The following is a 24657-nucleotide window of genomic DNA, read 5'->3' on the forward strand; positions in this document are numbered from 1 at the left end:
CCTCTTTAAATTTAATGTTTAGATTTACTTTTTTTATTTGCTAGAAACCAACAGGGTGTTGCCACAACAATTGAGACCAGCATGATCAAGGTTGAAATGGCATTTAATTCAGGAGAGACGCCTTGTTTAACCAAGGAAAATATATAAACAGGAAGTGTGGTTGCACCGCCTCCAGATAATATGTTGCTTGTTATAAAATCATCCATGGAAATAACAAAACTCAACATGGCTCCAGAAAAGATACCGGGCATAATAATGGGCAATGTTATTCTTCTAAAAGCAATCCAAGGAGACGCATATAAATCTTGAGCGGCTTGCTCTAAATCCAAATTCATACCTTGCAGTCGTGCTCTAATAGGTAAGAAAGCAAAAGGAATACAAAAACAGGTATGGGCTAGAATAAGCTTGAGCATGCCGTTTTTAATTCCTAATTGAGAAAACAGAATCAAGATCGCAACAGCAAAAACAATTTCTGGAAGCATCAAAGGCAAATTAACAACGGTATTTGATATATTCTTGAACCTGATTGTTTCACTTCTTGTTAACGCCAATGCGGCTAAAACGGCAATGATAGTGGCGAATATCGTCGCAAATATGGCCACCGTAAATGACACTCTCAGGGAGTCCATTAAGGCGCTATTTTCAAGAGCGCTTTTATACCATCGTGTAGAAAACCCTCCCCACATGGACACTATTTTATTTTCATTAAATGAAAAGAACACAATGACTAATATGGGAGAATATAAAAACACAAAGAATAAAATAGAAACTAAACCAAAGCCTGGATATTTTCTTGGATCAGAATCATTGATCAAACCACCCAACAAACGCTTCATTAGTTAACTCCTTTATTGGATAGTTTATTTGCTCGTTGAGATTGAATAAGCATAAACAGGAGAACAACACCTAAGAGTAAAATGGTCAAACTGGAACCAAAAGACCAATTACGAGATACGCCAAACTGATTTTGAATCAAGTTACCTAACATCATGGTTTTGCCCCCGCCGAGTAAAGTGGGCTCCAATACCGTTCCAAGACATGGAACGAAGACAAGAACAAAACCCGCAATAATCCCCGGCTTACAGAGGGGCAAGATAATCTTTTTAAAGGTTGTGAATCGAGTCGAGTACAGATCACTAGCCGCTTCTAATAATCGAACGTCTAATTTTTCAATACTGGTATAAATAGGCAGAATCATTAATGGGATATAGCTATAGACCATGCCAGTTAACATGGCGCTATTTGTGTATAAAAAACTGTCTATGTCGCCGACAAAACCAAAGAACCTCAGCCCAGACTCTAAGACGCCATCATCCCCTAAAATTAATACCCAAGCATAAACTCGCACGACCATACTCACCCAAAATGGAAGAGTAACCAGATAGAGTAATAAGGTTTTAACCTTGGTATTTTGTCTTGATATGTAATAGGCAACAGGAAACCCAAAAACAAGACATAATACAGCGGTCACAATAGATAAAATGATGGTTCGAATCACAACTTCTATGTAGTGAAAGTTCAAAACTAGGTTGTCATCCCAATCATAACTATAAAGAATTTGAACATAGGAATCTAAAGAGAAAATACTTTTAAAACCGCCATATGGATCGGATGTCATCAGCGAAACATACAAAATAATACCAAGCGGTATAATCATCAAAAATGACATGATGATATAAGCGGGAATCACGCCCCAGAAATGTATTGATAATTTTTTCATTCGTTTAACACCCTTACTGAGTTAGGTGAAAAACTCAAACTTACTACTTCATCCTGATCGTAAGTAACATCATCGCTTATGCTGTTTCTTTTTGAGACTTTAATATTGAAGCCGTCATCCAAAACCACATTGTAATGGGTGTGCCCTCCCATATAAGTAGAATGAGAAATGCGACCATTAATGGCCATTTCTGCACCTACTTTATTAATGGTTATTTTTTCAGGACGTAAAGAAAGGGTAACCTCTTCACCCGTTGACACAGTGGGTAAGTCGGCATTATTTAGCGTTAGATTCACCCCAAATGAGGTTTCAATGATGGTAGTGCTTTCTCTTTTATCCAGTACGTTAGCCGACATGAAATTCGTTTCACCAATAAAATCAGCAACAAATTTATTGGCGGGGTTTTCATAAATGTTAACTGGAGTGTCGATTTGTTGAATCTTGCCTTCTGCTAACACACAAATACGATCGGACATGGCTAACGCTTCTTCTTGGTCATGCGTCACAAAAATGAAGGTGATACCGGTTTTACGCTGAAGAAGTTGTAACTCTTCACGCATCGCCTGTCTTAACTTTAGATCTAGTGCCGATAGAGGCTCATCAAGCAAAAGTACCTCTGGCTCTGGAGCAAGTGCTCTGGCTAAGGCAATACGTTGTTGCTGACCACCAGAGAGTTGAAAAGGATAGCGGTTTGCATACTGTTCCATATGAACCAGCTTTAGCATTTCCTTCACTCGCTGCTGGCGCTTTTCTTTATCCCAATGGATCATCTCAAGACCAAAAGCCACGTTTTCAGCCAATGTCATATGTGGAAAAAGGGCGTAGCTCTGAAACACCGTATTCACACGACGCTTATGAGCAGGAAGCTGATGGATGTTAGAGCCATGAAGTTTTATTTCACCCGCGTTTGGCATTTCAAAGCCGGCAATCATTCTGAGTAGCGTGGTTTTTCCACAACCACTAGGGCCTAATAAAGTAAAAAATTCGTTGTCATGAATATCAAATGAAATATTTTTAGCCGCCTCATAAGAACCGTAGCGTTTTGAAATATTTTTAATTTGAACGGATTCACTCATATTAAAACTCACACATTATAAATCGACATTAATGGGCTAAAGCGATGTATATGCTTTATGTATGAATCGAGATTAACTTGAATGACTTTATTACATAAATAATACTTTTCTAATCCTCTGTATTAAAAATACCGATGCTACTCAAGTGCGCACTAAAGTATGCTTTGAAGAATAAAATCCCCTTCTAGACATTTATAAAACGTTCAAAAGCCTAAAAAAATCAAAATAAAAGCTCAAAATCGGTGCGCGAAATTATTTTCGCACCATTGCAAGACAAAATAAGAAATTGAGATAAGACCAAAAAACCACAAACGCTTAATTCTTAGCAAAAAAAAGAGCAGGAAATGTCGCTCCTACTCTTTTGTTTAAAAGCAATGTATGTCACGTTTTTAAATATTGCTTTCTAATAGCTGATACGGCATTGGAGTGAGCATCAAAGCCCTCATAGTTCGCTAGCTGCTCAGCGTGTTTGGCCATTTCTGGGTAACCTGACTCAGTCACATAAGCGACAGACATAAACTTCATAAAGTCCATAACGCCCAATGGAGACACCGTTTTCGCGGCACCTGATGTGGGCAGCACGGCATTACATCCCAATACATAATTGCCTAATGTACTCGGTGAATGCTCACCAAGCAGCACTTCCCCTGCGTTTTCTATCAAATTAAGAAATTGCCACGGGGCCTTACTCAGAATTTGCAAATGCTCTGGCGCATAATCATTGATGAACTGAAACGCACTTCGTGTGGTGGAAGCCAAAACAATCCCACCCATCGCACCACACAATACCGTTGAAGAATAAGAGGTTCTCAACTCTTCCATTCTGCCCCAGTGCTCAGGAAGCGCAGCCAAAGCCTCCTCCATTACTTTCCGACTGGTGGTGACTAAAAAAGCCGAAGAATCCGGTCCGTGCTCAGCCTCGATCAACAGATCGAGAGCCGCTAAACCACCATCCACAGAATCGTCTGCAAATACAATGGATTCAGATGGACCAGCAGGAATTCCCGGATCAATGATGTTTGATAACAACGTTTTTGCAGCCACCATCCACGGACTGCCAGGCCCTACGATTTTTTTACACTGTGGAATGGTCTCTGTTCCATAAGCCACTGCGGCAACCGCTTGAGCGCCACCACATTTGTACACATCCTTAATACCAATCTCTTTTGCCGCCACCAAAGTAGCTGCATCTACCGAACCATCCGGCCCAGGAGGCGTAATCACAATCGTTTGCTTAACGCCTGCAACTAGAGCCGGAATCGCGTTCATTAAGAGTACGGAAGGAAAAGAGCCTTTGCCTCGGGGCACATAACAAGCCACAGAGGGAATGGGTAAAAAGCGTTCGCCAACAAAACTTCCCTTACGGACCTCTTGTAAAGTCATTTCACCAGGCTTTTGGCTTTCGTGATAACGACGAATATTACTCGCAGCAAAACAAATAGATTCACGGGTTGCCTCATCAATCGATTGCTCTGCGGCAACAAACTCTTCCTCAGTGACTTTCAATTGATCCAGTGACAAGGACACACCATCAAACTTGCTGGTAAACTCAAGCAGTGCCTTATCCCCATGCTGTTTGACCTGCTCAACAATGGGGCGAACGTTATTGAGGTAATCACTTAAATCAGATTCTGTACGTTTTAATAAAAGCTGTCTTGCTTCGCTAGACAAGGCATCTAGCTCCCAAACACTTACTTCATGTTCCATAGTGCATCCTAACAATGACTTTGTCAGGTAAAAAGACGAGGAAGGCTCGGAAAAAGCCGCCGACTCCACCCCGTTATTTACGCTAATCTCGATAACTTCTTGAGTTTTTTACTAAGACAGTTTTATCCAAGTTGTCTTCAACTGAGTAAACTTATCCAAAGCATATAAAGACAAATCACGGCCAAAACCAGATTGTTTATAACCACCAAAAGGCGTCGTGAAATCCAGTGCGTCTACCGTATTGACAGACACCGTACCGGCTCGCAATCGTTTTGATACTCGATAAACACGAGAAATATCATTGCTCCATACCGAGGCCGCCAACCCGTAAATAGAATTGTTGGCAATAGCAATGGCCTCTTCTTCACTGTCGAAACCAATAATAGAAGCCACGGGGCCAAAGATCTCTTCTTTTGCCACGTCCATTGAAGGGGTCACTTGATCAAAAATGGTTGGGTGTAAAAAGCGTTTGCTTAGGTCTGCATTGCCGCCCAAGACTAGTTTGGCTCCCTGCTGTTTCGCTGTTTCAATGGCAGCTAATATTCGCTCGACTTGAGCTTGATCAATGATCGCCCCCACCTGTGTTTCAGGATCAAGCGGATCACCAATCACCAATTTCTCAGCGGCCTCTACAAAGGCTTCTACAAATTTCGCACGAATTTTATTGTCGACCAGAATCCTAGAGTTCGCGGAACAAACTTCGCCTTGATTGAAAAATATGCCATTAACGGCCCCTTCAACGGCTTTATCAAGATCACAATCCGCAAAAATCAAATTAGGGCTCTTGCCCCCTGTTTCTGGCCAAACCTGCTTCATATTGGACTCGGCTGAGTACTTTAAGAAACGTTTACCTGTCGCCGTCGAGCCCGTAAAAACAAGACTATCCACATCATGGTGTAAACCCAGAGCTTGACCCGCAACCGACCCAATACCCGTGATGATATTCAATACGCCATCAGGCAAACCGGCCTCTTTTGCTAATTCAGCCAGCTTCAACACCGTATGCGGTGATTCTTCTGCAGGTTTTAAAACCACGGAATTACCTGTCACTAACGCAGGGGCTAACTTCCAAACCGCAATATCAAGCGGGAAGTTCCAAGGTACAACCGCCCCGACAACACCAACAGGTTCACGTGTAATAGTGGCCACATTATTGGCGTCGGTTGGTGCAACATCACCGTAAATTTTGTCTATCGCTTCGGCATACCATTCAATACACGCGGCCGATCCAGGAATATCAAGATTAAGCGCATCTGCGACTGGTTTGCCCATGTTTAGGGATTCAAGAAGGGCGAGTTCATCTTGGTTCTCACGGATCAAAGCGGCTAATTTTTTCAGCACCTCTTTGCGATGACTTGGAGAAGACATACTCCATGTTCCGGACTCAAATGTTCTCTTGGCCGCAGACACCGCCAAATCAACATCTTGTTGCTGACAGGCTGCCATCGTCACAATCGTCTCACCTGTTGCTGGGTTCGTGACCTCATAAGTTTCATCACCGTAAGCGGAATGCCATTTGCCGTCTATCCACGCTTTATCTTGATAAACTAAGGTATTTTTCAGCTCTAACCAGCCTTGTTTTGTAGTGGGTGATGACATCTTGTATCCTTTTTAACACATAATGAATTTCATTCGATGGAAACACATCTCCAGCCTCTGACAAATATCAAATCCTGAAGCATTGCTTTTGAAAAACTAATCCAGTCACAAAGTCAGAAAATTCACCCAAAGGTAAACGATCTGATTGCATAAATTAGAAGAGTGACTATATCGACAGCGAAGCGGTAATTTCCTCGGTATAGTCTTTTAAAATGGCTAAAAAGGCCTCACCAGCGGGCGTTAATGGGTTCTGATGTAACATCGCCACCCCCATTGTCAGAGGAGTAACAGCTCCCTCGATAGGAATAACCACCAAGTTAGAGTTATCCGCAAATTTATCATCCGTAATGGGGGCATTGAGCAAAGAGTAACCAAAGCCACTCTCCACCATGCCACGTGCCATACCTGTCGACTGGGTATAGTGGGCAATATTGGGTTTAAGACCATTATTAAGGAATAAGGACGTAAAATATTGTCGGCTAATAGGCCAATCCAACATGATCAAAGGATATGGCGCTAAATCTTCTAAACTGACCGAGTGTCGATTAGCAAGCGCATGATCTTTATTGATCAAAACATAAGGAGGCAAAGAGGCTAAGGGGTAAAAATCAATCGTATTTGGTAACTCCATGTCATAGGTAATTCCCATATCATAATGAGAGTCGAGAATGCCGCGGATCAAATCTCGCTGGTGCATTTCATCGCAATCAATAATGACATTTGGATACTTATCAGAAAATCGCTTCATGAGTATCGGCATTAAACGTGGAGTAAAAGTAGGAAAGCCGACTAACTTCAAAATACCCGACACTTCACTTCCCAGACTCTCCGCAAACTGAGCCAATGCACTCGCTTCGTCTAATAACTTACGTGCCTTACGATAAAACTCTAATCCTTGAGACGTTAGACTTAATCCTTGCGCGTGATGTCGGATAAAAAGCTTGAGACCCGTTACCTCTTCCAAATGCATAATGGCAGAGGAAATAGATGGCTGAGAAACAAACATCATCTCTGCGGCTTGAGTCACGCTACTTAATTCACCCGCTGCGGTGAAATAACGTAACTGCTTCAACGTAAAATGTACTGGAGTCATTCTTAAGCCTTCAACGAATAAGATAGGTTAATCAATAAAAACACTCCCCCTGCATAAGCAAAACTTATACCAAAAGACGAACCACCGAACACAATAGACACAAGACAAAAATGAGCTCGTCCTGTTTCTCAACGAAAGAAATGAAAGGAATGGAAGGAATGAAAGGAATGAAAGGAATGAAAGGGAGTGAATCTTTTACTGATTGCGGATGATAAGTTTGAGATTTAAAAGAAAGGTTTTTATAGAGAGAAATGGTACGCCCGAAAGGATTTGAACCTTCGACCTTCGCCTCCGGAGGGCGACGCTCTATCCAGCTGAGCTACGGGCGCATTGCTTGTTGCGTGGCGATGATACTTTGCGCGATACAAAGTGAGCCAGAACAAATCGGAGTGCGTATTCTAAAGGAAATTCCTCAGGATTCCAGTGCTTAATGACGGAAAGCCGCAGATTCGTGTTTTTATCTGCTTTTCTGTCATTTACCCAAAGCTTGAAGTCGAGGATAATTTACTCACTGTTCATTTTTCTATTTTATTAGGAGCGTCTCTACCGATGCAACGCAAACCTTTCCAGCTCAGTATTAGCGCCCTACTATTTAGTGGCTTAGCCATGAGCTTAGTGGTAAGCGAATCGGCGCAGGCAGCGCGTTCTGGTGAGTCTCTATTCAACAGTTTTTGTATTGCTTGTCATATGAATGGGGTGGCGGGCGCGCCAAAATTTGGCAATAAAGCCGACTGGCAACCGCGTATTGAAAAAGGCATAGACACTTTATTAAACCACGCTACGACAGGTTTCAAAGCCATGCCGCCCAAAGGTTTGTGCGCGAATTGCACCGAGGACGAGCTACGCAGTGCGATTCAATACATGATCGACAAGAGTTCAGACTCTTAATCAATTGTGATTTAACCGTTTAACATGGCCTTTAAAGCCGATAAAGAAGCCTGACCGCGCTCTTTTTTAGAGCTTTCACCTTCATCATTACGACCTTCCCAGACAAGATCTTCTTCTGGCAATTCGTCTAAGAATCGACTCGGCATGCAATCAATTTCTTCTCCGTATTGTCGACGCTTAGCTGCCAAGGTAATACATAAGCTTTTTTTCGCTCGAGTAATTCCCACATAAGCCAGACGACGTTCTTCTTCAATGTCGTCATTTTCTATGCTGTTTCTGTGCGGCAGCAATTCTTCTTCACAGCCAATCAAGAATACGTGAGGATATTCCAAGCCTTTCGAAGCATGCAGGGTTAATAACTGCACCTTATCTTCGTCTTCCTCTTCTTCTTGCCGCTCTAGCATATCGATCAGTAATAGTTTACTAATCGCTTGATCCAATCCTGCTGTTTCATCCTCTTCCCATGCGGATTCCATCATGCGTTGAATAGAGTCGAGTAAAAAACGCACGTTTTCAATGCGTCGATCTCCCGCCTTGGAGGATGACGTTTGCTCTTGAATCCAGCCGTAATAATCCATGTCGTGAATCATTTGTTCGATAACTGGCACTGGCGAGGCGCCTTCTAAACGCTGACGCAAGTTGGACATCCAACGCTCAAAGTCTTGCAAACTTTTTAGCGAACGACCGGAAACAGTGTCTTCCAACTCTTTATAACCTGATGCTTCAAACAAACTCACACCACGATCCGTGGCAAGGTTCCCCACTTTTTCAAGGGTGGCAGGTCCAATCTCTCGGCGCGGCAAGTTAACGATACGTAAAAAAGCATTGTCGTCGGAAGGGTTGACCAAAAGACGCAGATAACTCATTAAGTCTTTGATTTCCGCCCGGGAGAAAAACGAGGTGCCGCCGTTCATTTTGTAGGGAATACGGTAGGCCTGCAGCTTAATTTCCAGTAGTCGAGCTTGGTGGTTACCACGGTACAAGATGGCAAAATCACGATACGGAATTTCATGACGTAAATGGCGAGACTGGATTTCCGCTGCGACACGTTCTGATTCGGCGTCTTCGTTACGGGTCACCATAATACGAATTGGGTCGCCCTCTTCGTGATCACTCCATAGGGCTTTATCGTAAATATGTGGGTTGTTGGCGATCAGTGTGTTCGCAGCCTTCAAGATGGTTTTGGTAGAACGGTAGTTTTGCTCCAGCTTGACCAATTTTAAATTTGGATAATCAACCGATAAGCGTTCTAGGTTTTCAGGTCGTGCACCTCGCCATGCGTAGATAGATTGGTCATCATCGCCCACCAAGGTAAAGCAACGACGAAACCCAGCTAACAAGCGGATCAATTCATACTGGCTGGCATTGGTGTCTTGGCACTCATCCACAAGTAAGTAGCGGACTTTGTTTTGCCAACGATCGCGTAGCTCGGCATCGGCCATTAATAAGCTAACTGGTAGCAGAATTAAGTCATCAAAATCGACCGCATTGTAGGCACGAAGATAACGCTGATATTGTGTATAAACTTGAGCCGCCAATAAAAACTCTTCTGTATCCGCATTGGTCATGGCTTCTTGTGGCGTTGTCAGGTCGTTTTTCCAATTGGAAATCGTATTCTGACAATAAGCGGCGGCGTCCATTTGCCCATTAAACTCTTTATCTAGAATTTCTTTCACTAGGCTCAGTGAGTCTTGTGAATCAAATAAAGTGAAGCCGTCTTTTAATCCTGCGCGACGAAACTCTTTGCGCAGAATCCGCAAGCCTAAGTTATGGAAAGTCGAAATACTCAAGCCGCGACTTTCTTGCTTAGACAGCATGCCCACGACACGTTCTTTCATTTCGCGGGCGGCTTTATTGGTAAAGGTCACCGCAATAATACTGCTGGCTTTAAAACCACAAGTTTGAATCAAGTAGGCAATTTTTGTGGTGATTACACTGGTTTTTCCTGATCCAGCACCCGCCAAAACCAACAAGGGGCCATCAATCTGTTTGACAGCATCTAACTGTCGCTCATTCAAATTGCGAAGGCGATGGGAAATAGATGGCATGGACTCACTCATGGAAAAACTCTGGCTCGTAAGGCTATTAAAAATCAGCCGTAAGTGTACCCGACAATCCACTTTCTCGCACTGAGATAACCATGCAAGCGACACAAAAAAGGGACACCAACTTGGCATCCCTTTTTATCATGAACTTAATATCTTATTTGTCTGCTTCGTTTTGACTGCTTTCAGCCACAGGTCGACGGCTCCAGTAGCTTGCCAACAATGAACCTGAAATGTTGTGCCATACACTGAAAATGGTACCAGGCAGAGCCGCCATAGGAGTGAAAAATTTCACAGCCAGTGCTGCGGCCAAACCTGAGTTTTGCAAACCCACTTCAAAAGCAATGGTACGACAAACACGAGCATCGAAGCCCAATAGATACGTGACCCAATAACCTAGAATCAGACCAATTGCGTTATGGAGAACGACCGCCGCGGCAACAACCAGACCGACTTGAACTATCTTAGAGGCGCTCAAGGCCACTACGATGGCAATGATAAGCACGATGGCAAACATCGAAATATAAGGAAAAATAGGTTCTGCCTTACGGACAAATTTTGAAAAAAATGTATTAATCAAAACACCAGCCGCAACAGGCAGCAAAACAATTTTAAATAAACTCATCAACATACCTGCAACGGGCACATCAACGCTTTGTCCAATCATCAGAGACACTAAGAATGGCGTCAATAACACACCTAACAAGGTGGAAATAGCCGTCATAGAAATAGACAAGGCGGTATCGCCTTTTGCTAGATAACACATGACATTCGATGACGTACCACCAGCCACACTGCCCACTAGCAACATACCAACGGTTAATTCCGTATCAAAGCCAAACGCAAAGGCCACACCAAAGGCCGCAATAGGCATAACTAAAAACTGCAATAACACACCCACACCAACGGCTTTACCATTTTTCAACACCTGTTTGAAATCGGCTGGGCTTAAAGTTAATCCCATTGCTAACATGATAACCGTCAACAATGGAACAATTTGTGCCTTCAACCCCACAAATACATCCGGTTGAAAAAAGGCAATTGCTGATAACAACAAGGCCCAAAAAGGGAACAGCTGGATAACCATAAAACAACACTCCATATATGCCACTCGCCATTGCCGCCAATTAATCGACAAACACGAGCACGCAACCACTACGTAATTATTATTGCTCCCATTAAAAATCGCCCACTAAGGGGCGATAAAATGGGAAAAGAATTGTACCCAAATGAATAAGGTTAAAACAGTTTTTATCTACTATTAAAAGTGCCTTAAAAAGAAAGCATTAACGCCACGCCCCACTCTTCCGAATCATGTTTTATATTCGCATTAGACGTGCTTTTAAGGGAGGAACCGACTACCTCCCAGTATTTATAGAAAGGCTCAATGACAACACCACTGCCATTATCATCTAAAAATTGACGAAAATTTAAATAAAACCGATACCCTCGCCCCTCTTTCTGGGCCAAATCTACAGTCTTATACATGCTAGATTCGCCTAAACGAGTTTCGTTATTTGACATAAGTAGGTTATCGAACTCAAAACGCCCGCCAACGACCCAAGTATTCTCGCCCATTAACTGTTGAATTTCGATACCAATGGGGTTGTAAAAATACGTTTGTTGGCTTTTGTAACCAGCAATAGAAGTAGAAGAGATATCATCACTAGAATCGACGGTTGAGCGGCGATAACCAAAACCTAAATAAGGTGTGAGTCGATAAGAATTATTCATGTAAAAGGCACGCCCTAACATGCTTCTTAGTTCATACATTTCTGCCTTGATGCCTTTTATTTCTCCAGCACCTTTATAATCCATACCACCACTAGCGTGAGACAAATCAATGAGAATCACAGCAAACGGATAATAAGCTGAATAGCGCGCATTAATGCCTGACGACCTTCCTTGTTGAGAAACACCGCCCGTCTCAGAATAATTGATAGAGGAAATATGTGGCCCTAACTCTAAATCAAAGCCACGGGACTCAGCCCAAACCAAAGAGCTCAATAACATAACAACAAAAATAAACGGCAGCTTACTCATTGACTACTCTCTATTCCCTTTTCTAGCGTTTTATCATGAATAGAATAAATAACCCACCATCAAATGGTTATATTGAGATATTCACTTAAATGTAGCCAGAAAACATGATTCTGACTTATTAATTAAGCCTACATATTGATTAAGAAGAGACGGCCATTGATAACGTTTTTTCCATTTTCCGATAGCTTAAAGATTCCATTAAGTGGGCTCTAGTAACAGGAGAATCATTCAAATCTGCCAATGTCAGCGCGACTTTTAAAACTCGATGGTAAGCACGAGCCGAAAGTTTTAACTTTTCCAAGGCTTGTTGCATAAAATGTTTATCATCATGACTCAAAGCACAAATGGCTTCTAACTGACGACCACTCAATAACGCGTTTTGTACACCTTGTCGTGCTCTTTGTCTGGCGACTGCCCGCTCAACTCTGTCACGAACACTGGCGCTAGACTCACCTTCTTCTTGCGCATTGACCAAAACATTTGAAGGCAAAGGCGGCACTTCCACATGCAAATCAATACGATCTAAAAATGGCGCGGAAAGTTTTTTAAGGTACTTCTGGCTGGCACTAGATTGGTAATAATCTTGTCCACCATTATAAGCTTCATTACTGGCGTTCATGGCAGCAACCAGCTGAAAGCGAGCAGGAAATGTCACTTGCCCACGAGCACGAGAGATATGCACCTCGCCATTTTCTAAAGGCTCTCGTAATACTTCCAACACTTTACGGTCGAACTCTGGTAACTCATCAAGGAATAAAACACCGCAGTGTGCTAAAGACGCCTCACCAGGTTGAGGGATAGAACCTCCTCCCACTAGTGCAGCGGCAGAACAAGAGTGATGTGGCGATCGAAAGGGACGCTCTGACCAGTACCAATCTAGGCCCATTTTTCGACCCGCTACGGATTGAACGGATGCAACTGCCAGCGCTTCCGCTTCTGTCATGGCGGGCATAATACTGGGTAAACGAGACGCTAGCATGGTTTTTCCCGTTCCTGCGGGGCCGATAAAAAGCAGATTATGTCCACCTGCCGCCGCAACTTCTAAGGCTCGACGGGCTTGATACTGGCCTTTCACATCACGCATGTCTTTATGGTCTAAAGGCAAGGGCTCGGCTGGCTTAGATTCACAATTGGGTAGTTTACTTAACTTTAAGAGATGAGCTGTCACTTGGGTCAGATGTTTAGCAAACACGGCATCCCCCTCGACCAAAGCCGCCTCTTGCTGATTATCTTCGGGTAGAATTAATTGCCGATTCGCTTGATGGCAGGCAATCGCGGACGGCAACAAACCCGATACACCGCGGATATCACCAGACAGGGCTAATTCACCAATAAACTCGGTATCTCGTAAATTCAATTCTCCTAGCTGACCGGACGCTACCAACACACTGATCGCAATGGCTAAATCATATCGCCCCCCTTCCTTCGGAAGATCGGCTGGTGCTAGATTGATCGTGACGCGCCGTGTGGGGAATTCAAAATGACTGTTGATGATAGCGCTACGCACACGATCTTTGGCTTCACGAACGGCGGCCTCGGGCAAGCCCACTATATTTAATGAAGGCAATCCATTTGAAATATGGGTTTCAACGGTAACTAGAGGGGAAGACACGCCCACACGGGCGCGACTATAAATAGTGGCTAAACTCATGATCTCTCCTTGATCAATTTTATGGTGCTGTTTTTAATAACAAGCAATCCAGCTTGTCTTTTCTTTCGTATCTCTTTGTCTATTCACTTATTTAAGGTTTAAAGCGTCATGCACAAAATAAACCCAAACAAGCTTTTGATGTCAAAATGGACATCCACTTCACCACAACAAAAAGAAAAACATTTCATTGTTACGACAATCATACGAGATGAAGACGACAAGGTTACTGAGTGTGTTCTTGAAGCCGTCATTAACAAAAACGAGTACCTTTTACCTTGGCAAGACTTAACATCACCAGATCACTGGCTCCAAGGTTGGAAGTAAAAGCTAGCGACTTTCCTGTCAAATATGGTTCTTTCTTCCCAAACCCACTTTGTCAAAATGCGGTCTACTCTTTTTCTTCTAACTCATTTAAACGAGCTTCTAGCATCGCCAGCTTTTCTCGATATTTAACTAGCATGGCCGCCTGAACCTCGAATTCCTCTCGAGTAACCAAGTCCATCTTGCTTAATGTATTACGCGCAACTTCATGTAGTTGTGCTTGTATCTCTTCTTTAGGGAGTTTACCAAGTGTTTCGGCAGCTTGCTCTAATCCTGTTCCGAGTTGCTTTATAAATTGATCAATCATGTCACTCTCTTTAATGGGCATTTGCAATGCTTAATAGTATAGAAGCCAGAGCAAGTTACAAACAAGTTCTCACCTCTCACATCTTGTGCACTAACGCCCTATTTATTAACACTTACTCAAATAAAATAGCCTCTTTTCTGTGCACAACCTGAAAAAACACCATTGCCATTTCATCAAATCCACCAAATAAGGCACACGTAGTCTTAGTGATAAATTGCTTTATTTTCTATTTAAAACCAAGGATATAGAACAGATAAATACAGAAAGAGTTTAACCAGACTCCAGCTTCTTGCACCAAGTTAATGCAGAAATTCGGTACAACATCCCAATATGCCGCACTAATTAAAGCCATAGATAGCTCTTTTTAATTTCTAAAAATAGACAAAATCCTTACAAAGCCTTTGATATAGCGGTGTAAACATAAATGGCACACATATTGAATAGAACTAAGTACCTGCGATACGACAATAAAACTGACTTTCTAAGGAGACAGTGGGTATGAAGCTTATAACTGCCATCATCAAGCCATTTAAACTCGATGATGTTCGAGAAGCACTTTCTGAAATCGGCGTTCAAGGTATCACCGTAACAGAAGTAAAAGGTTTCGGACGTCAAAAAGGCCATACAGAACTATACCGCGGCGCTGAATACGTAGTGGATTTTTTACCTAAAGTAAAAATTGAACTTGCCATTGCAGACGAAATGACTGACCAGGTGGTTGAAGCCATTACTGGTGCTGCAAACACTGGCAAAATCGGCGACGGTAAGATTTTTATCGTTAACCTTGAACAAGCGGTTCGTATTCGTACCGGCGAGACTGGTGTAGAAGCAGTTTAATCACTGCTCGAATTATACAAGCCTTTAGGGGGGCGAAACATGCAAGATCAAATTTTTCACTTACAATATGCCATGGACACCTTTTATTTCTTGGTGTGTGGCGCGCTGGTTATGTGGATGGCAGCTGGGTTTGCCATGTTGGAAGCAGGTTTAGTACGTGCCAAAAACACCACTGAAATTTTAACTAAGAACGTGGCTTTGTTTGCCATTTCTTGCATCATGTACCTAATTTGCGGCTACTCCATCATGTACGGTGGCGAGTGGTTCCTTACAGGTATTCAAGATGTAGATGTAGCTTCAACACTAACAGACTTTGCTGGTCGTGAAGGTGGATTTGAAGGTGGCTCTATCTACTCAGGTGCATCTGACTTCTTCTTCCAAGTTGTGTTCGTAGCGACAGCCATGTCTATCGTGTCTGGTGCCGTTGCTGAGCGTATGAAACTTTGGTCATTCCTTATCTTTGCGATTGTAATGACTGCATTTATTTACCCAATGGAAGGTAACTGGACTTGGGGTGGCGGTTCTGTATTCGGCATGTTCAGCCTTGGCGACCTTGGTTTTACTGACTTTGCTGGTTCAGGCATTGTTCATATGGCAGGTGCCTCTGCTGCACTAGCCGGTGTTTTGGTTCTTGGCGCTCGTAAAGGCAAATACGGTCCTAACGGTGAAGTTCGTGCCATTCCTGGTGCTAACCTTCCTCTAGCAACTCTAGGTACATTCATCCTTTGGATGGGTTGGTTCGGTTTCAACGGTGGTTCTGTATTGAAACTTGGCGATATCGCAAACGCTAACTCTGTTGCTATGGTGTTCTTGAATACAAATGCGGCAGCGGCAGGCGGTGCTATTGGTGCCCTATTACTTGCGCGAATTTTGTTCGGCAAAGCCGATCTAACAATGCTTCTAAACGGTGCACTAGCTGGTCTGGTAGCGATCACTGCGGGTCCAGATACACCATCAGCTCTAGGTGCGACGTTAATTGGTCTTGTTGGTGGTCTGATTGTTGTTGTGTCTATCCTAACTCTAGACAAGCTAAAAATTGATGATCCAGTGGGCGCGATCTCTGTTCACGGTGTTGTGGGTCTTTGGGGCTTGCTAGCGGTGCCACTAACAAACGATGGCACAACCTTCGGTGGTCAAATTGCAGGTGCTCTTACTATCTTCGTCTGGGTATTCGTTACTAGCCTAGTCGTTTGGTTGATCATCAAAGCCATTATGGGTATTCGAGTAAGCGAAGAAGAAGAATACGAAGGTGTAGACTTCTCTGAATGTGGTATGGAAGCTTACCCAGAATTCAAAAAGAGCTAATACCTCTTCTTAAAACCTCCATGTTTTAAATGATAACCCTCGCCTCGGCGGGGGTTTTCTTTTGCTAATACTATTGAGTTAATTGTTTACGCCCTCATCACTACTCAATCAACATGATACTGACTCACAATCTTCTACTTACCAACACAGATAAACGGTATCATGCCTTACATAAAAGACCGATTTATAGAGGCCAGCATGCACGACGATTTACATTTAACGATTCGTAACCTCAGCAACAACGATTATGACGAGATCAAAGTATTGATGGATAAGGTCTATCATGATCTTGGCGGATCTTGGCCAGAACACACTATTCACAAACTCATCAAAGACTTTCCTGAAGGGCAAATTTGTCTGGAAGACCATGGCAAAATTGTCGGATTGGCCCTGTCCGTACAGGTCAGCTATCAGCGCTTTAGTAACCCACATACTTACGATGATCTTATTGACCAAAAAGAAAATATTCTAAATGACGCCCGTGGTGATGCCATGTATGGCCTAGATGTTCTCATCGCACCAGAGTACCGTGGCTACCGCCTTGGTCGTCGCTTGTACGAAGCCAGAAAAGACTTATGCCGCCAACATAATTTACGCGCAATATTGGCAGGTGGACGCATTCCTAACTATCACGAACACGCCCACGAAATGAGCGCCGCGGAATATCTAGAAGCCGTACGTGAACGTAAGCTTTACGACCCTATTCTGACGTTTCAATTATCGAACGACTTCCAAGTCACGCGCCTATTAAAACGCTACCTACCTGAGGATGAAAAATCACAGGGTTTTGCCACTTTATTAGAATGGAAAAATATCTTTTTCGAACCCGATACCAATGTTATTCGCTCCCGAAAAACACAAGTTCGAATTGGTGCCATTCAATGGCAAATGCGTGAAGTCGAAAGCGTTGACGAGCTCTTGAAGCAAGTTGAATACTTTATCGACGCTGTGTCCGATTATAAAAGTGACTTCGTCTTATTCCCTGAATTCTTCAATGCTCCCTTGATCGGATTAAGCCCAGACCAGCGTAACCAAACCGAAGCGATTCGCTTCTTAGCAAGCTTTACTGAGCGCTTTATTAATGAGATGTCTCAGTTCGCTGTCAGTTACAACATCAACGTCATTACAGGCTCAATGCCAGTAATTGAAGACGACATAGTCTATAACGTCAGCTACTTGTGTCGTCGTGACGGCACAGTGGAAGAACAGAAGAAAATTCACATCACCCCTCATGAGCGCCGTGATTGGGTCATTGAAGGTGGTAATGACTTAAAAGTCTTCAACACCGATGCTGGCCGGGTAGGTATCTTGATTTGTTACGATGTGGAATTTCCAGAGTTGGGTCGCTTATTGGCCGAGCAAGATATGGACATTTTGTTTGTTCCATTCTGGACTGACACCAAAAATGGCTACTTGCGTGTCCGTCGCTGTGCCCAAGCTCGGGCTATCGAGAATGAATGTTATGTGGTTATTTGTGGTAGCTGTGGCAACCTACCACAGGTAGAAAACCTAGACATTCAGTATGCACAAAGCTCGGTGTTTTCACCTTCAGATTTCTCTTATCCACACGATGCGGTTATGGCAGAAACCACGCCAAACACAGAAATGATCATGTTCTCGGATCTGGATTTGGATAAATTGAAACTGACTCGAAGCGAAGGCTCGGTAAACAACTTAAAAGATCGCCGCACGGACCTTTATTCGGTTAATTGGAAAAAGTCCAAATAAGCGAAATCGTTTTTTCCTGTGATAACATGGACGTTATTACCAAACGCTTATTTAATAAGACTGATCAAAGGCGCTGTTAGCGCCCTTTTTTACGACAAAAGAGACTCTAATGGCCAAAGCAAAAACCGCTTTTGTATGCAATGAATGCGGAGCCGACTACGCGAAATGGCAAGGACAATGCCAAGCCTGTAGTGCATGGAACTCCTTATCCGAAATTCGCCTCACCTCTGGCAAGACTTCCGCTCGAGTATCTGCTAGCCAAGATCCACGTTATCAAGGTTATGCTGGTGCCGTGACAGGCATTCAAAACCTATCCGATGTGGATTTAGGCGATGTGCCACGTTTTAGTTCTGGCGCAAAAGAATTCGATCGGGTGTTAGGTGGTGGGTTAGTACCCGGCGGTGTCGTGCTGATTGGCGGACACCCAGGCGCAGGCAAAAGTACCCTCTTGCTACAAACCATGTGTTGGTTAGCACAACAGCAAAGTGCCTTATATGTCACAGGGGAAGAATCCCTGCAACAAGTCGCCATGCGAGCAAAACGTCTTGGTTTACCAACAGAAAATTTAAAAATGCTTTCGGAAACCAATGTAGAGGCTATTTTAACGACCGCCCAGCAGGTCAAACCGAAAATCATGGTCATCGACTCGATCCAAGTTATGCATTTAGACGGTGTCGAGTCCGCTCCAGGAAGCGTCTCTCAGGTAAGAGAAAGTGCCGCCGTATTAACGCGCTTCGCCAAGCAAACCCAAACCGCAGTATTACTGGTTGGGCATGTGACTAAAGACGGTTCTTTGGCGGGTCCAAAGGTACTGGAACACATGGTGGACTGCTCAGTATTACTAGAAGGGTCTGAAGATTCTCGCTTTCGCACCCTCCGTGGCATGAAAAACCGCTTTGGAGCGGTAAATGAACTAGGTGTTTTTGCCATGCTCGAAAATGGCTTAAAAGAAGTCAAAAACCCAAGCTCTATTTTCTTGAACCGAAGTAATCATCCCGCCGCTGGCAGCCTTGTGATGGTGGTTTGGGAAGGAACTCGTCCCTTGCTAGTCGAGCTTCAAGCTTTGGTTGATGATTCTGCTTTAGGTAATCCAAGACGCGTGACCGTTGGTTTTGATCATAACCGATTGGCCATGTTATTGGCCGTTTTACACAAACACGGTGGATTATTAACGTCTGACCAAGACGTATACCTTAATGTGGTTGGCGGTGTAAAAGTACTAGAAACCAGTGCCGATTTAGCCGCCATTGCCGCGGTGGTATCGAGCTTCCGAGACAGAGTGCTACCCCATGATTTGGTGGTGCTTGGCGAAGTGGGTTTATCAGGTGAAATTCGCCCTGTTCCTTCCGGTCAAGAACGCATTAGTGAAGCGGCAAAACATGGTTTCACAAGAGCGGTAGTGCCAAAAGCCAATTGCCCAAAGAAACCGATTGAAGGTATGAAAGTGATTGGGGTTGATCGCCTATCGGAGGCGCTGGATGCCATTTTTGAGAATTAATCGTTTGTTAATTCAAATAAATCCGTAATCGGCTCATCATCCATGCCATAAGGTAAGGCTTTCGCTGAGTCGGCGTCCAGCCTGTCTTGGCGCGCTTTTAGTAAACGCGCTCGACGCTGTTTACATAGGTCGAGCACGTGATGGCGTTGTTCATTGGTTAAAGAAAACCAGTGAAAGCGCTCTTCTCGGCTTCGCAAGCAGCCTTTGCAAAACCCCTTCGTACTGTTCTCACACACTCCACGGCAAGGGCTTTCTATGGCAAACAGTTCAATTTGTTCCAAGATGCCTCCGTCAAAGCCTATGTATGAGTTCTTACTATTCTGTCGCTAATTGGAAATCGTACACTTCTTCTGGTGATAAAAAATAGACTCGATCCGCTGGTGCCGCCTCCAAAGAAAACCAATAAAAACGCTCTGGAACACCCATTTCTAGATAAAAATTAACGTAGGTAGCATGCACAGGATCCGCTTGGTTCAGACTTTTCGCACTGACCTTGGTGCCATCTGACCAGGAATGGACACCAACCCCAGCACCAGCACCGATACTGCGTTTCACCCCTCCTAAGAATAGATCAACGCCACCAGAAAGCACGTAACCCGTTGATGCAATCCTGGTATTCAAACCTAGTCGTCTAATCAAGCGCGCCCCTTCCATCGTCGCTTGCTGATCCACAGATCCGGGCACATCCACCAATACCAATTCTGTGACATTGGGATTTTTTCGTATCATATCACTTAGCTGCTTTACTAAGTCTGCACCTAAAACACCAGATAAATAAGCCGTATTTTTTTCCACATCAATGACCAAACCATCATCGCCATTGGAAGCCGTTTTCTGATTTGCTTCCATTCCTGTGCACGCAGTTAAAAATAGAACTATGATTAACAGTGAATATCTAGTTAATGAAGCAAGGTAGCGTATTTTCTTCATGTGATGCTCGGTCGCGTAAGAAAAATGAATAAGAGTGAACCAAAATCGATCTTTTTTCCGTAATTACAATGTGTATTTAGTGGATTGAAAAGCACTTTCATATACCTAACTAAACAAGTCAAGGATTGCAGCACTCGTGGTAAATACTAGCCAATTAAAACACCCACATACGTTTACTTCAAACCACATTATTAACAGCCTTCAGCAAACGTCTTACATTTTGACCATCGCGTCACTAACTGGCTGTATGGTTCATTTTCTTTTTATTTTTTTATTTATCTATCTGAATCAAACCATATTAGCTTGGTTGAACATATTAAGTGTTTTAGCGTGGTTAAGCACACTCTGGTTTAATCGAGTAAAGCGGCACGAAATTTCTGTTTTGATTATGAACACAGAAGTGCTAATCCACGCAATTGCGGCCACCAGCCTACTTGGGATTGATGCAGGCTTTCAATATTACCTCTGGCCCATGACGCTATTATTAATGGTCGTCCCCTGCCTCAAAATTACTTGGTCAGCCATTCTGGCCTTCATCAATATCGCCATATTCGCCACACTGTGTTTATTTTTTCATGACGGACTGGATAGCTTAAATGCTTATTACCCTCCTCTTTTGATATTTAATCTTATGGGAGCAAGCCTACCCTTCATTACCACCGCTGCAGTTTCTCGATATGCCTATTCGAACCAATATTTATCCATGGTAAAACTGGCAGAAAGAGACGAGCTCACCCAGCTATTTAACCGTCGTTTTGGTCTTGAAGCGCTAAATTACTATATTGATTACCTAAAAAATAATCATGTCCCTTTTTGTATCAGTTTAGTGGATGTGGACTACTTCAAGCGCGTCAATGACCAACTTGGACACAGTAAAGGCGATGAGATTCTTGTCAAAATCGCCAATTATTTATCCAAGTCCATGCGTGAAACGGATATTTCTAGTCGCTGGGGCGGCGAAGAATTCTTATTCATTTTCCCAAATGTTGAACTTTGTCAGATACAGCAGCGTATCGAAACCATCTGCCAAGATATGCCGAACAACATCTCGGTTGAAAACTGGGACCAAACCATCAGCTGTAGTTTTGGACTGATTCAAGTAAAGCAAGGAGAGACAGCAGAAGAGGCGCTAAAACGCGTCGATAGCTCACTTTATCAAGCGAAAAAAAATGGTCGTTACCAAGTAGTAAGCGACCATTAAAATATTTCCTGCGTTACATGAAAGAATGGCAAGAAACACCTGGAACTAATACATATTCCCCATCCACATCATTTAAGACGGAAAAGAGAAACTCTTACCTTCACGAACACCCGCCGAAGGCCAACGTTGAGTGATGGTTTTACGTTTGGTATAAAAGCGCACAGCGTCAGGACCGTAAGCGTGTAAATCCCCAAACAAAGAACGCTTCCAGCCACCAAAGCTGTGATAAGCCACTGGTACAGGTAACGGCACATTTATCCCCACCATGCCGACCTCAATATTATCGGAGAAGTAACGCGCGGCTTCGCCATCACGGGTAAAAATACAAGTACCGTTACCATACTCATGATCGTTAATTAGAGTCATGGCTTCTTCCATAGTGTCTACTCGCACTACTTGCAAAACCGGACCAAAAATCTCTTGTTGGTAGCTTTCCATGTCTTTCGTTACGTTATCAATTAACGTCGCCCCGACAAAGAAACCATTTTCATAACCAGACACTTGCGGCTGGCGGCCATCAACAACCACTTTCGCCCCTTGGGACTCAGCACTGTCAATAAAACCTAGTACTTTGTCTTTATGCTCTTTGGTAATCACTGGACCAAAATCATTAGATTTGTCTGAACATTCACCCACTTTTAATGGCTTCATTGCTTCTGCCATTTTCTCGACCAATGCATCACCCGCCGCTTTCCCTACAGCCACAGCAACAGACAATGCCATACAACGCTCACCAGACGAACCAAAGGCAGCGCCAAGCAACTGACTCACTACGTTGTCCATATCGGCATCTGGCATCACAATGGCATGGTTTTTCGCTCCACCTAATGCTTGGCAACGCTTGCCATTAGCACTGGCTTTACTGTAAATGTATTCCGCAATCGGCGTGGACCCAACAAAACTTACCGCTTTAACTCGCTTATCTTCCAACAAGGTATCCACGGCAACTTTATCGCCATTTACCACGTTAAACACGCCCGCAGGCAAACCGGCCTCATGCAACAATTCGCCAATAAAAATAGCCGTACTTGGATCTCGTTCAGAAGGCTTCAAAACAAAGGTATTGCCACACACAATTGCCATTGGGAACATCCACAAAGGCACCATAGCGGGGAAGTTAAACGGTGTAATACCAGCCACAACACCAAGAGGCTGGAACTCACTCCAAGAGTCGATATTAGGACCGACATTTTTGCTAAACTCGCCTTTCAATAACTCAGGCGCACCACAAGCGTACTCAACATTTTCAATACCACGCTGCAACTCACCCGCAGCATCGTGGCAAATTTTGCCATGCTCAGCTCCGATCAGTTCGCAAATCTTATCTGCATTTTTTTCCAACAAAGCTTTGTAATTAAACATAATACGAGCACGCTTTAATGGTGGAGTATTACGCCATTCTGGATACGCAGCTTGAGCGACAGCAATTGCTTCTTCGACTGTATCACGAGAGGCGATGGCCACTTTTTTTGCTACCGCACCAGTGGCTGGATTAAACACCTCTTGGGTACGCTCAGCTTGCTCTGAATGTTTACCGCCGATCAAGTGTCCGATAATTTCCATGAGTACTCCATAATAGTCATTCAAAAAGGGCCATTGGCATTGTTGCAACAGAATACAAAGTCACATCAATGACAAGCATTGACTCTACTATGCCAAGAGTAATAGATTATAAAAAGTCGAATCTATTAACGCTTAGTTAATCTTTTACTTAACTAAGTTTCCTAAGGCAGGATAAAGAATGAACCAATTTCAAAGTCAGGTGAGTGATGCCGATCTGCGTATTTTGCGGATTTATCGAACAGTCGTGGAATGTGGTGGATTCTCTGCCGCTGAGGTGGAGCTAAACATCAGTCGCGCCGCCATTAGTATTGCTATCTCCGACTTAGAAACTCGCTTAGGCTTTCGCCTATGCCAACGAGGTCGCTCTGGTTTTTCACTGACTAACGAAGGCAGTAAAGTATACGATTTCACCCTGCAACTGCTTTCTTCTATCGAAGACTTCAGAACCAATATCAATGCCCTACACCAGCATTTAAAAGGGGAGCTAAATATTGGTATTACCGACAACCTTGTTACCCTACCGCATACTCGAATTACCAGAACATTAGCCAGTCTAAAAGACAAAGGTCCGCAAGTGACGATTAATATTCGAATGATTCCACCGACTGATGTAGAAAGAGGTGTGTTGGATGGCCGCTTACATGTTGGTATCGTGCCAGATTTGAAAATACTCAGCGGCTTAGAGTATCACCATCTTTATGAAGAAGAGTCCAAGCTCTATTGCAGTGATACGCATCCATTATTCCCTGTTAGTAATCATCAATTATCCAAAAATAAACTCAAAGACTTTGATGCCGTACTACCCGCCTATGCACAAACTCCTGACATAAAAGCCCAACATCAACCTTTAACCGCCAGTGCAACAGCCACGGATAGAGAAGGAATCTCCTTCCTTATCTTAACAGGACGTTATATTGGATTCTTACCCGATCATGTAGCGGAACGTTGGGTTAGAGACGGACGTATGCGTGCTATCCTTCCTGATGAATGTCACTACATTACTCAGTTCTCTGCGATTACCCGAAAAGGTGCCCGAGCCAATTTAATTTTGGAAACATTCTTAGCCGAACTCGAAAAAACATATTAAATAGAATATAAATCATAGGCTAAGATATTCTAAAGAAGAATATCTTTAATATATATTT

At 43.4% G+C, this 24657-nt stretch carries 23 protein-coding genes and 1 tRNA gene; 8 read left to right on the forward strand and 16 right to left on the reverse strand.

Translation table 11 applies throughout. The annotated features are described in order from the left end of the window. Positions 1-11 precede the first annotated feature (11 nt). The 7 genes from C0J08_RS18010 to C0J08_RS18040 form a co-directional block, all read right to left on the reverse strand. Entirely contained in the window at positions 12-836 is an 825-nt protein-coding gene (locus C0J08_RS18010) for an ABC transporter permease (protein ID WP_212653275.1), read from the reverse strand. Then, the gene (locus C0J08_RS18015; protein WP_212653276.1) at positions 836-1720 is read right to left on the reverse strand and encodes an ABC transporter permease; all 885 of its coding nucleotides are present in this window, start codon (positions 1718-1720) and stop codon (positions 836-838) included. The genes C0J08_RS18010 and C0J08_RS18015 overlap by 1 nt, the downstream gene beginning before the upstream one ends. Continuing rightward, entirely contained in the window at positions 1717-2796 is a 1080-nt protein-coding gene (locus C0J08_RS18020) for an ABC transporter ATP-binding protein (RefSeq protein WP_212653277.1), read from the reverse strand. Before C0J08_RS18020 ends, C0J08_RS18015 begins: the two co-directional genes overlap by 4 nt. 381 nt (positions 2797-3177) lie before the next feature. Then, positions 3178-4503 (reverse strand): histidinol dehydrogenase, encoded by a 1326-nt coding sequence (hisD, locus tag C0J08_RS18025; protein WP_212653278.1) that lies wholly within the window; start codon positions 4501-4503, stop codon positions 3178-3180. A gap of 111 nt (positions 4504-4614) precedes the next feature. Further along, positions 4615-6102: an aldehyde dehydrogenase gene (locus C0J08_RS18030; RefSeq protein ID WP_212653279.1), complete on the reverse strand. Its 1488-nt coding sequence runs from the start codon at positions 6100-6102 to the stop codon at positions 4615-4617. A gap of 166 nt (positions 6103-6268) precedes the next feature. Continuing rightward, positions 6269-7195 (reverse strand): LysR family transcriptional regulator, encoded by a 927-nt coding sequence (locus tag C0J08_RS18035; RefSeq protein WP_212653280.1) that lies wholly within the window; start codon positions 7193-7195, stop codon positions 6269-6271. A 252-nt stretch (positions 7196-7447) separates the two neighbouring features. Further along, positions 7448-7524 (reverse strand) — tRNA-Arg (locus C0J08_RS18040). 94 nt (positions 7525-7618) lie between these two features. Between C0J08_RS18040 and C0J08_RS18045 the strand changes: the two genes are divergently transcribed. Then, on the forward strand, positions 7619-8083 hold the full coding sequence (locus tag C0J08_RS18045) for a c-type cytochrome (protein WP_249344364.1): 465 nt from the start codon (positions 7619-7621) through the stop codon (positions 8081-8083). 11 nt (positions 8084-8094) lie between these two features. Here C0J08_RS18045 and rep read toward each other — a convergent pair whose 3' ends face one another. The 4 genes from rep to C0J08_RS18065 form a co-directional block, all read right to left on the reverse strand. Next, positions 8095-10143, reverse strand: a complete 2049-nt coding sequence (gene rep / locus C0J08_RS18050) for a DNA helicase Rep (protein ID WP_212653281.1) — start codon at positions 10141-10143, stop codon at positions 8095-8097. Positions 10144-10285: 142 nt separating this feature from the next. Beyond that, positions 10286-11215 (reverse strand): bile acid:sodium symporter family protein, encoded by a 930-nt coding sequence (locus C0J08_RS18055; RefSeq protein WP_212653282.1) that lies wholly within the window; start codon positions 11213-11215, stop codon positions 10286-10288. A 185-nt stretch (positions 11216-11400) separates the two neighbouring features. After that, positions 11401-12171, reverse strand: a complete 771-nt coding sequence (locus C0J08_RS18060) for a hypothetical protein (protein ID WP_212653283.1) — start codon at positions 12169-12171, stop codon at positions 11401-11403. 139 nt (positions 12172-12310) lie between these two features. Next, the gene (locus tag C0J08_RS18065; RefSeq protein ID WP_212653284.1) at positions 12311-13822 is read right to left on the reverse strand and encodes a YifB family Mg chelatase-like AAA ATPase; all 1512 of its coding nucleotides are present in this window, start codon (positions 13820-13822) and stop codon (positions 12311-12313) included. A 108-nt stretch (positions 13823-13930) separates the two neighbouring features. On the opposite strand from C0J08_RS18065, the gene C0J08_RS18070 reads away from it, so the two are divergent. After that, positions 13931-14146 (forward strand): TIGR02450 family Trp-rich protein, encoded by a 216-nt coding sequence (locus tag C0J08_RS18070; protein WP_212653285.1) that lies wholly within the window; start codon positions 13931-13933, stop codon positions 14144-14146. 64 nt (positions 14147-14210) lie between these two features. Here C0J08_RS18070 and C0J08_RS18075 read toward each other — a convergent pair whose 3' ends face one another. Then, on the reverse strand, positions 14211-14450 hold the full coding sequence (locus C0J08_RS18075; protein WP_212653286.1) for an accessory factor UbiK family protein: 240 nt from the start codon (positions 14448-14450) through the stop codon (positions 14211-14213). 226 nt (positions 14451-14676) lie between these two features. Further along, positions 14677-14802 (reverse strand): DUF4466 family protein, encoded by a 126-nt coding sequence (locus tag C0J08_RS22670; protein ID WP_249344366.1) that lies wholly within the window; start codon positions 14800-14802, stop codon positions 14677-14679. 146 nt (positions 14803-14948) lie between these two features. On the opposite strand from C0J08_RS22670, the gene glnK reads away from it, so the two are divergent. The 4 genes from glnK (at position 14949) to radA (ending at position 19818) form a co-directional block, all read left to right on the forward strand. Further along, entirely contained in the window at positions 14949-15287 is a 339-nt protein-coding gene (glnK, locus tag C0J08_RS18080) for a P-II family nitrogen regulator (protein ID WP_012071322.1), read from the forward strand. 39 nt (positions 15288-15326) lie between these two features. Next, positions 15327-16592 carry an ammonium transporter AmtB gene (locus tag C0J08_RS18085; RefSeq protein ID WP_212653287.1) on the forward strand — a complete coding sequence of 422 codons (1266 nt, stop codon included), beginning with the start codon at positions 15327-15329 and terminating at the stop codon, positions 16590-16592. 198 nt (positions 16593-16790) lie between these two features. Further along, entirely contained in the window at positions 16791-18320 is a 1530-nt protein-coding gene (locus C0J08_RS18090; RefSeq protein WP_212653288.1) for a carbon-nitrogen hydrolase family protein, read from the forward strand. Between the two features lie 109 nt (positions 18321-18429). Next, complete coding sequence (gene radA, locus C0J08_RS18095) at positions 18430-19818, forward strand: DNA repair protein RadA (RefSeq protein WP_212653289.1); 1389 nt, start codon at positions 18430-18432, stop codon at positions 19816-19818. On the opposite strand, the gene C0J08_RS18100 is transcribed toward radA, so the two are convergent. After that, positions 19815-20099: a DUF1289 domain-containing protein gene (locus tag C0J08_RS18100; protein ID WP_212653290.1), complete on the reverse strand. Its 285-nt coding sequence runs from the start codon at positions 20097-20099 to the stop codon at positions 19815-19817. The genes radA and C0J08_RS18100 overlap by 4 nt on opposite strands. Before the next feature lie 34 nt (positions 20100-20133). After that, positions 20134-20667, reverse strand: a complete 534-nt coding sequence (locus C0J08_RS18105) for a COG3904 family protein (protein WP_249344368.1) — start codon at positions 20665-20667, stop codon at positions 20134-20136. Positions 20668-20884: 217 nt separating this feature from the next. Here C0J08_RS18105 and C0J08_RS18110 point away from each other — a divergent pair, with 217 nt between their 5' ends. Beyond that, complete coding sequence (locus C0J08_RS18110) at positions 20885-21949, forward strand: GGDEF domain-containing protein (RefSeq protein ID WP_212653292.1); 1065 nt, start codon at positions 20885-20887, stop codon at positions 21947-21949. Between the two features lie 72 nt (positions 21950-22021). Here C0J08_RS18110 and C0J08_RS18115 read toward each other — a convergent pair whose 3' ends face one another. Then, positions 22022-23512, reverse strand: coding sequence for a CoA-acylating methylmalonate-semialdehyde dehydrogenase (locus tag C0J08_RS18115; RefSeq protein WP_212653293.1), 1491 nt, complete (start codon positions 23510-23512; stop codon positions 22022-22024). A gap of 178 nt (positions 23513-23690) precedes the next feature. Between C0J08_RS18115 and C0J08_RS18120 the strand changes: the two genes are divergently transcribed. After that, positions 23691-24599, forward strand: coding sequence for a LysR family transcriptional regulator (locus tag C0J08_RS18120; protein WP_212653294.1), 909 nt, complete (start codon positions 23691-23693; stop codon positions 24597-24599). Positions 24600-24657: the final 58 nt, after the last annotated feature.

This window comes from Marinomonas sp. CT5 (assembly GCF_018336975.1).
Classification (GTDB): Bacteria; Pseudomonadota; Gammaproteobacteria; order Pseudomonadales; family Marinomonadaceae; genus Marinomonas.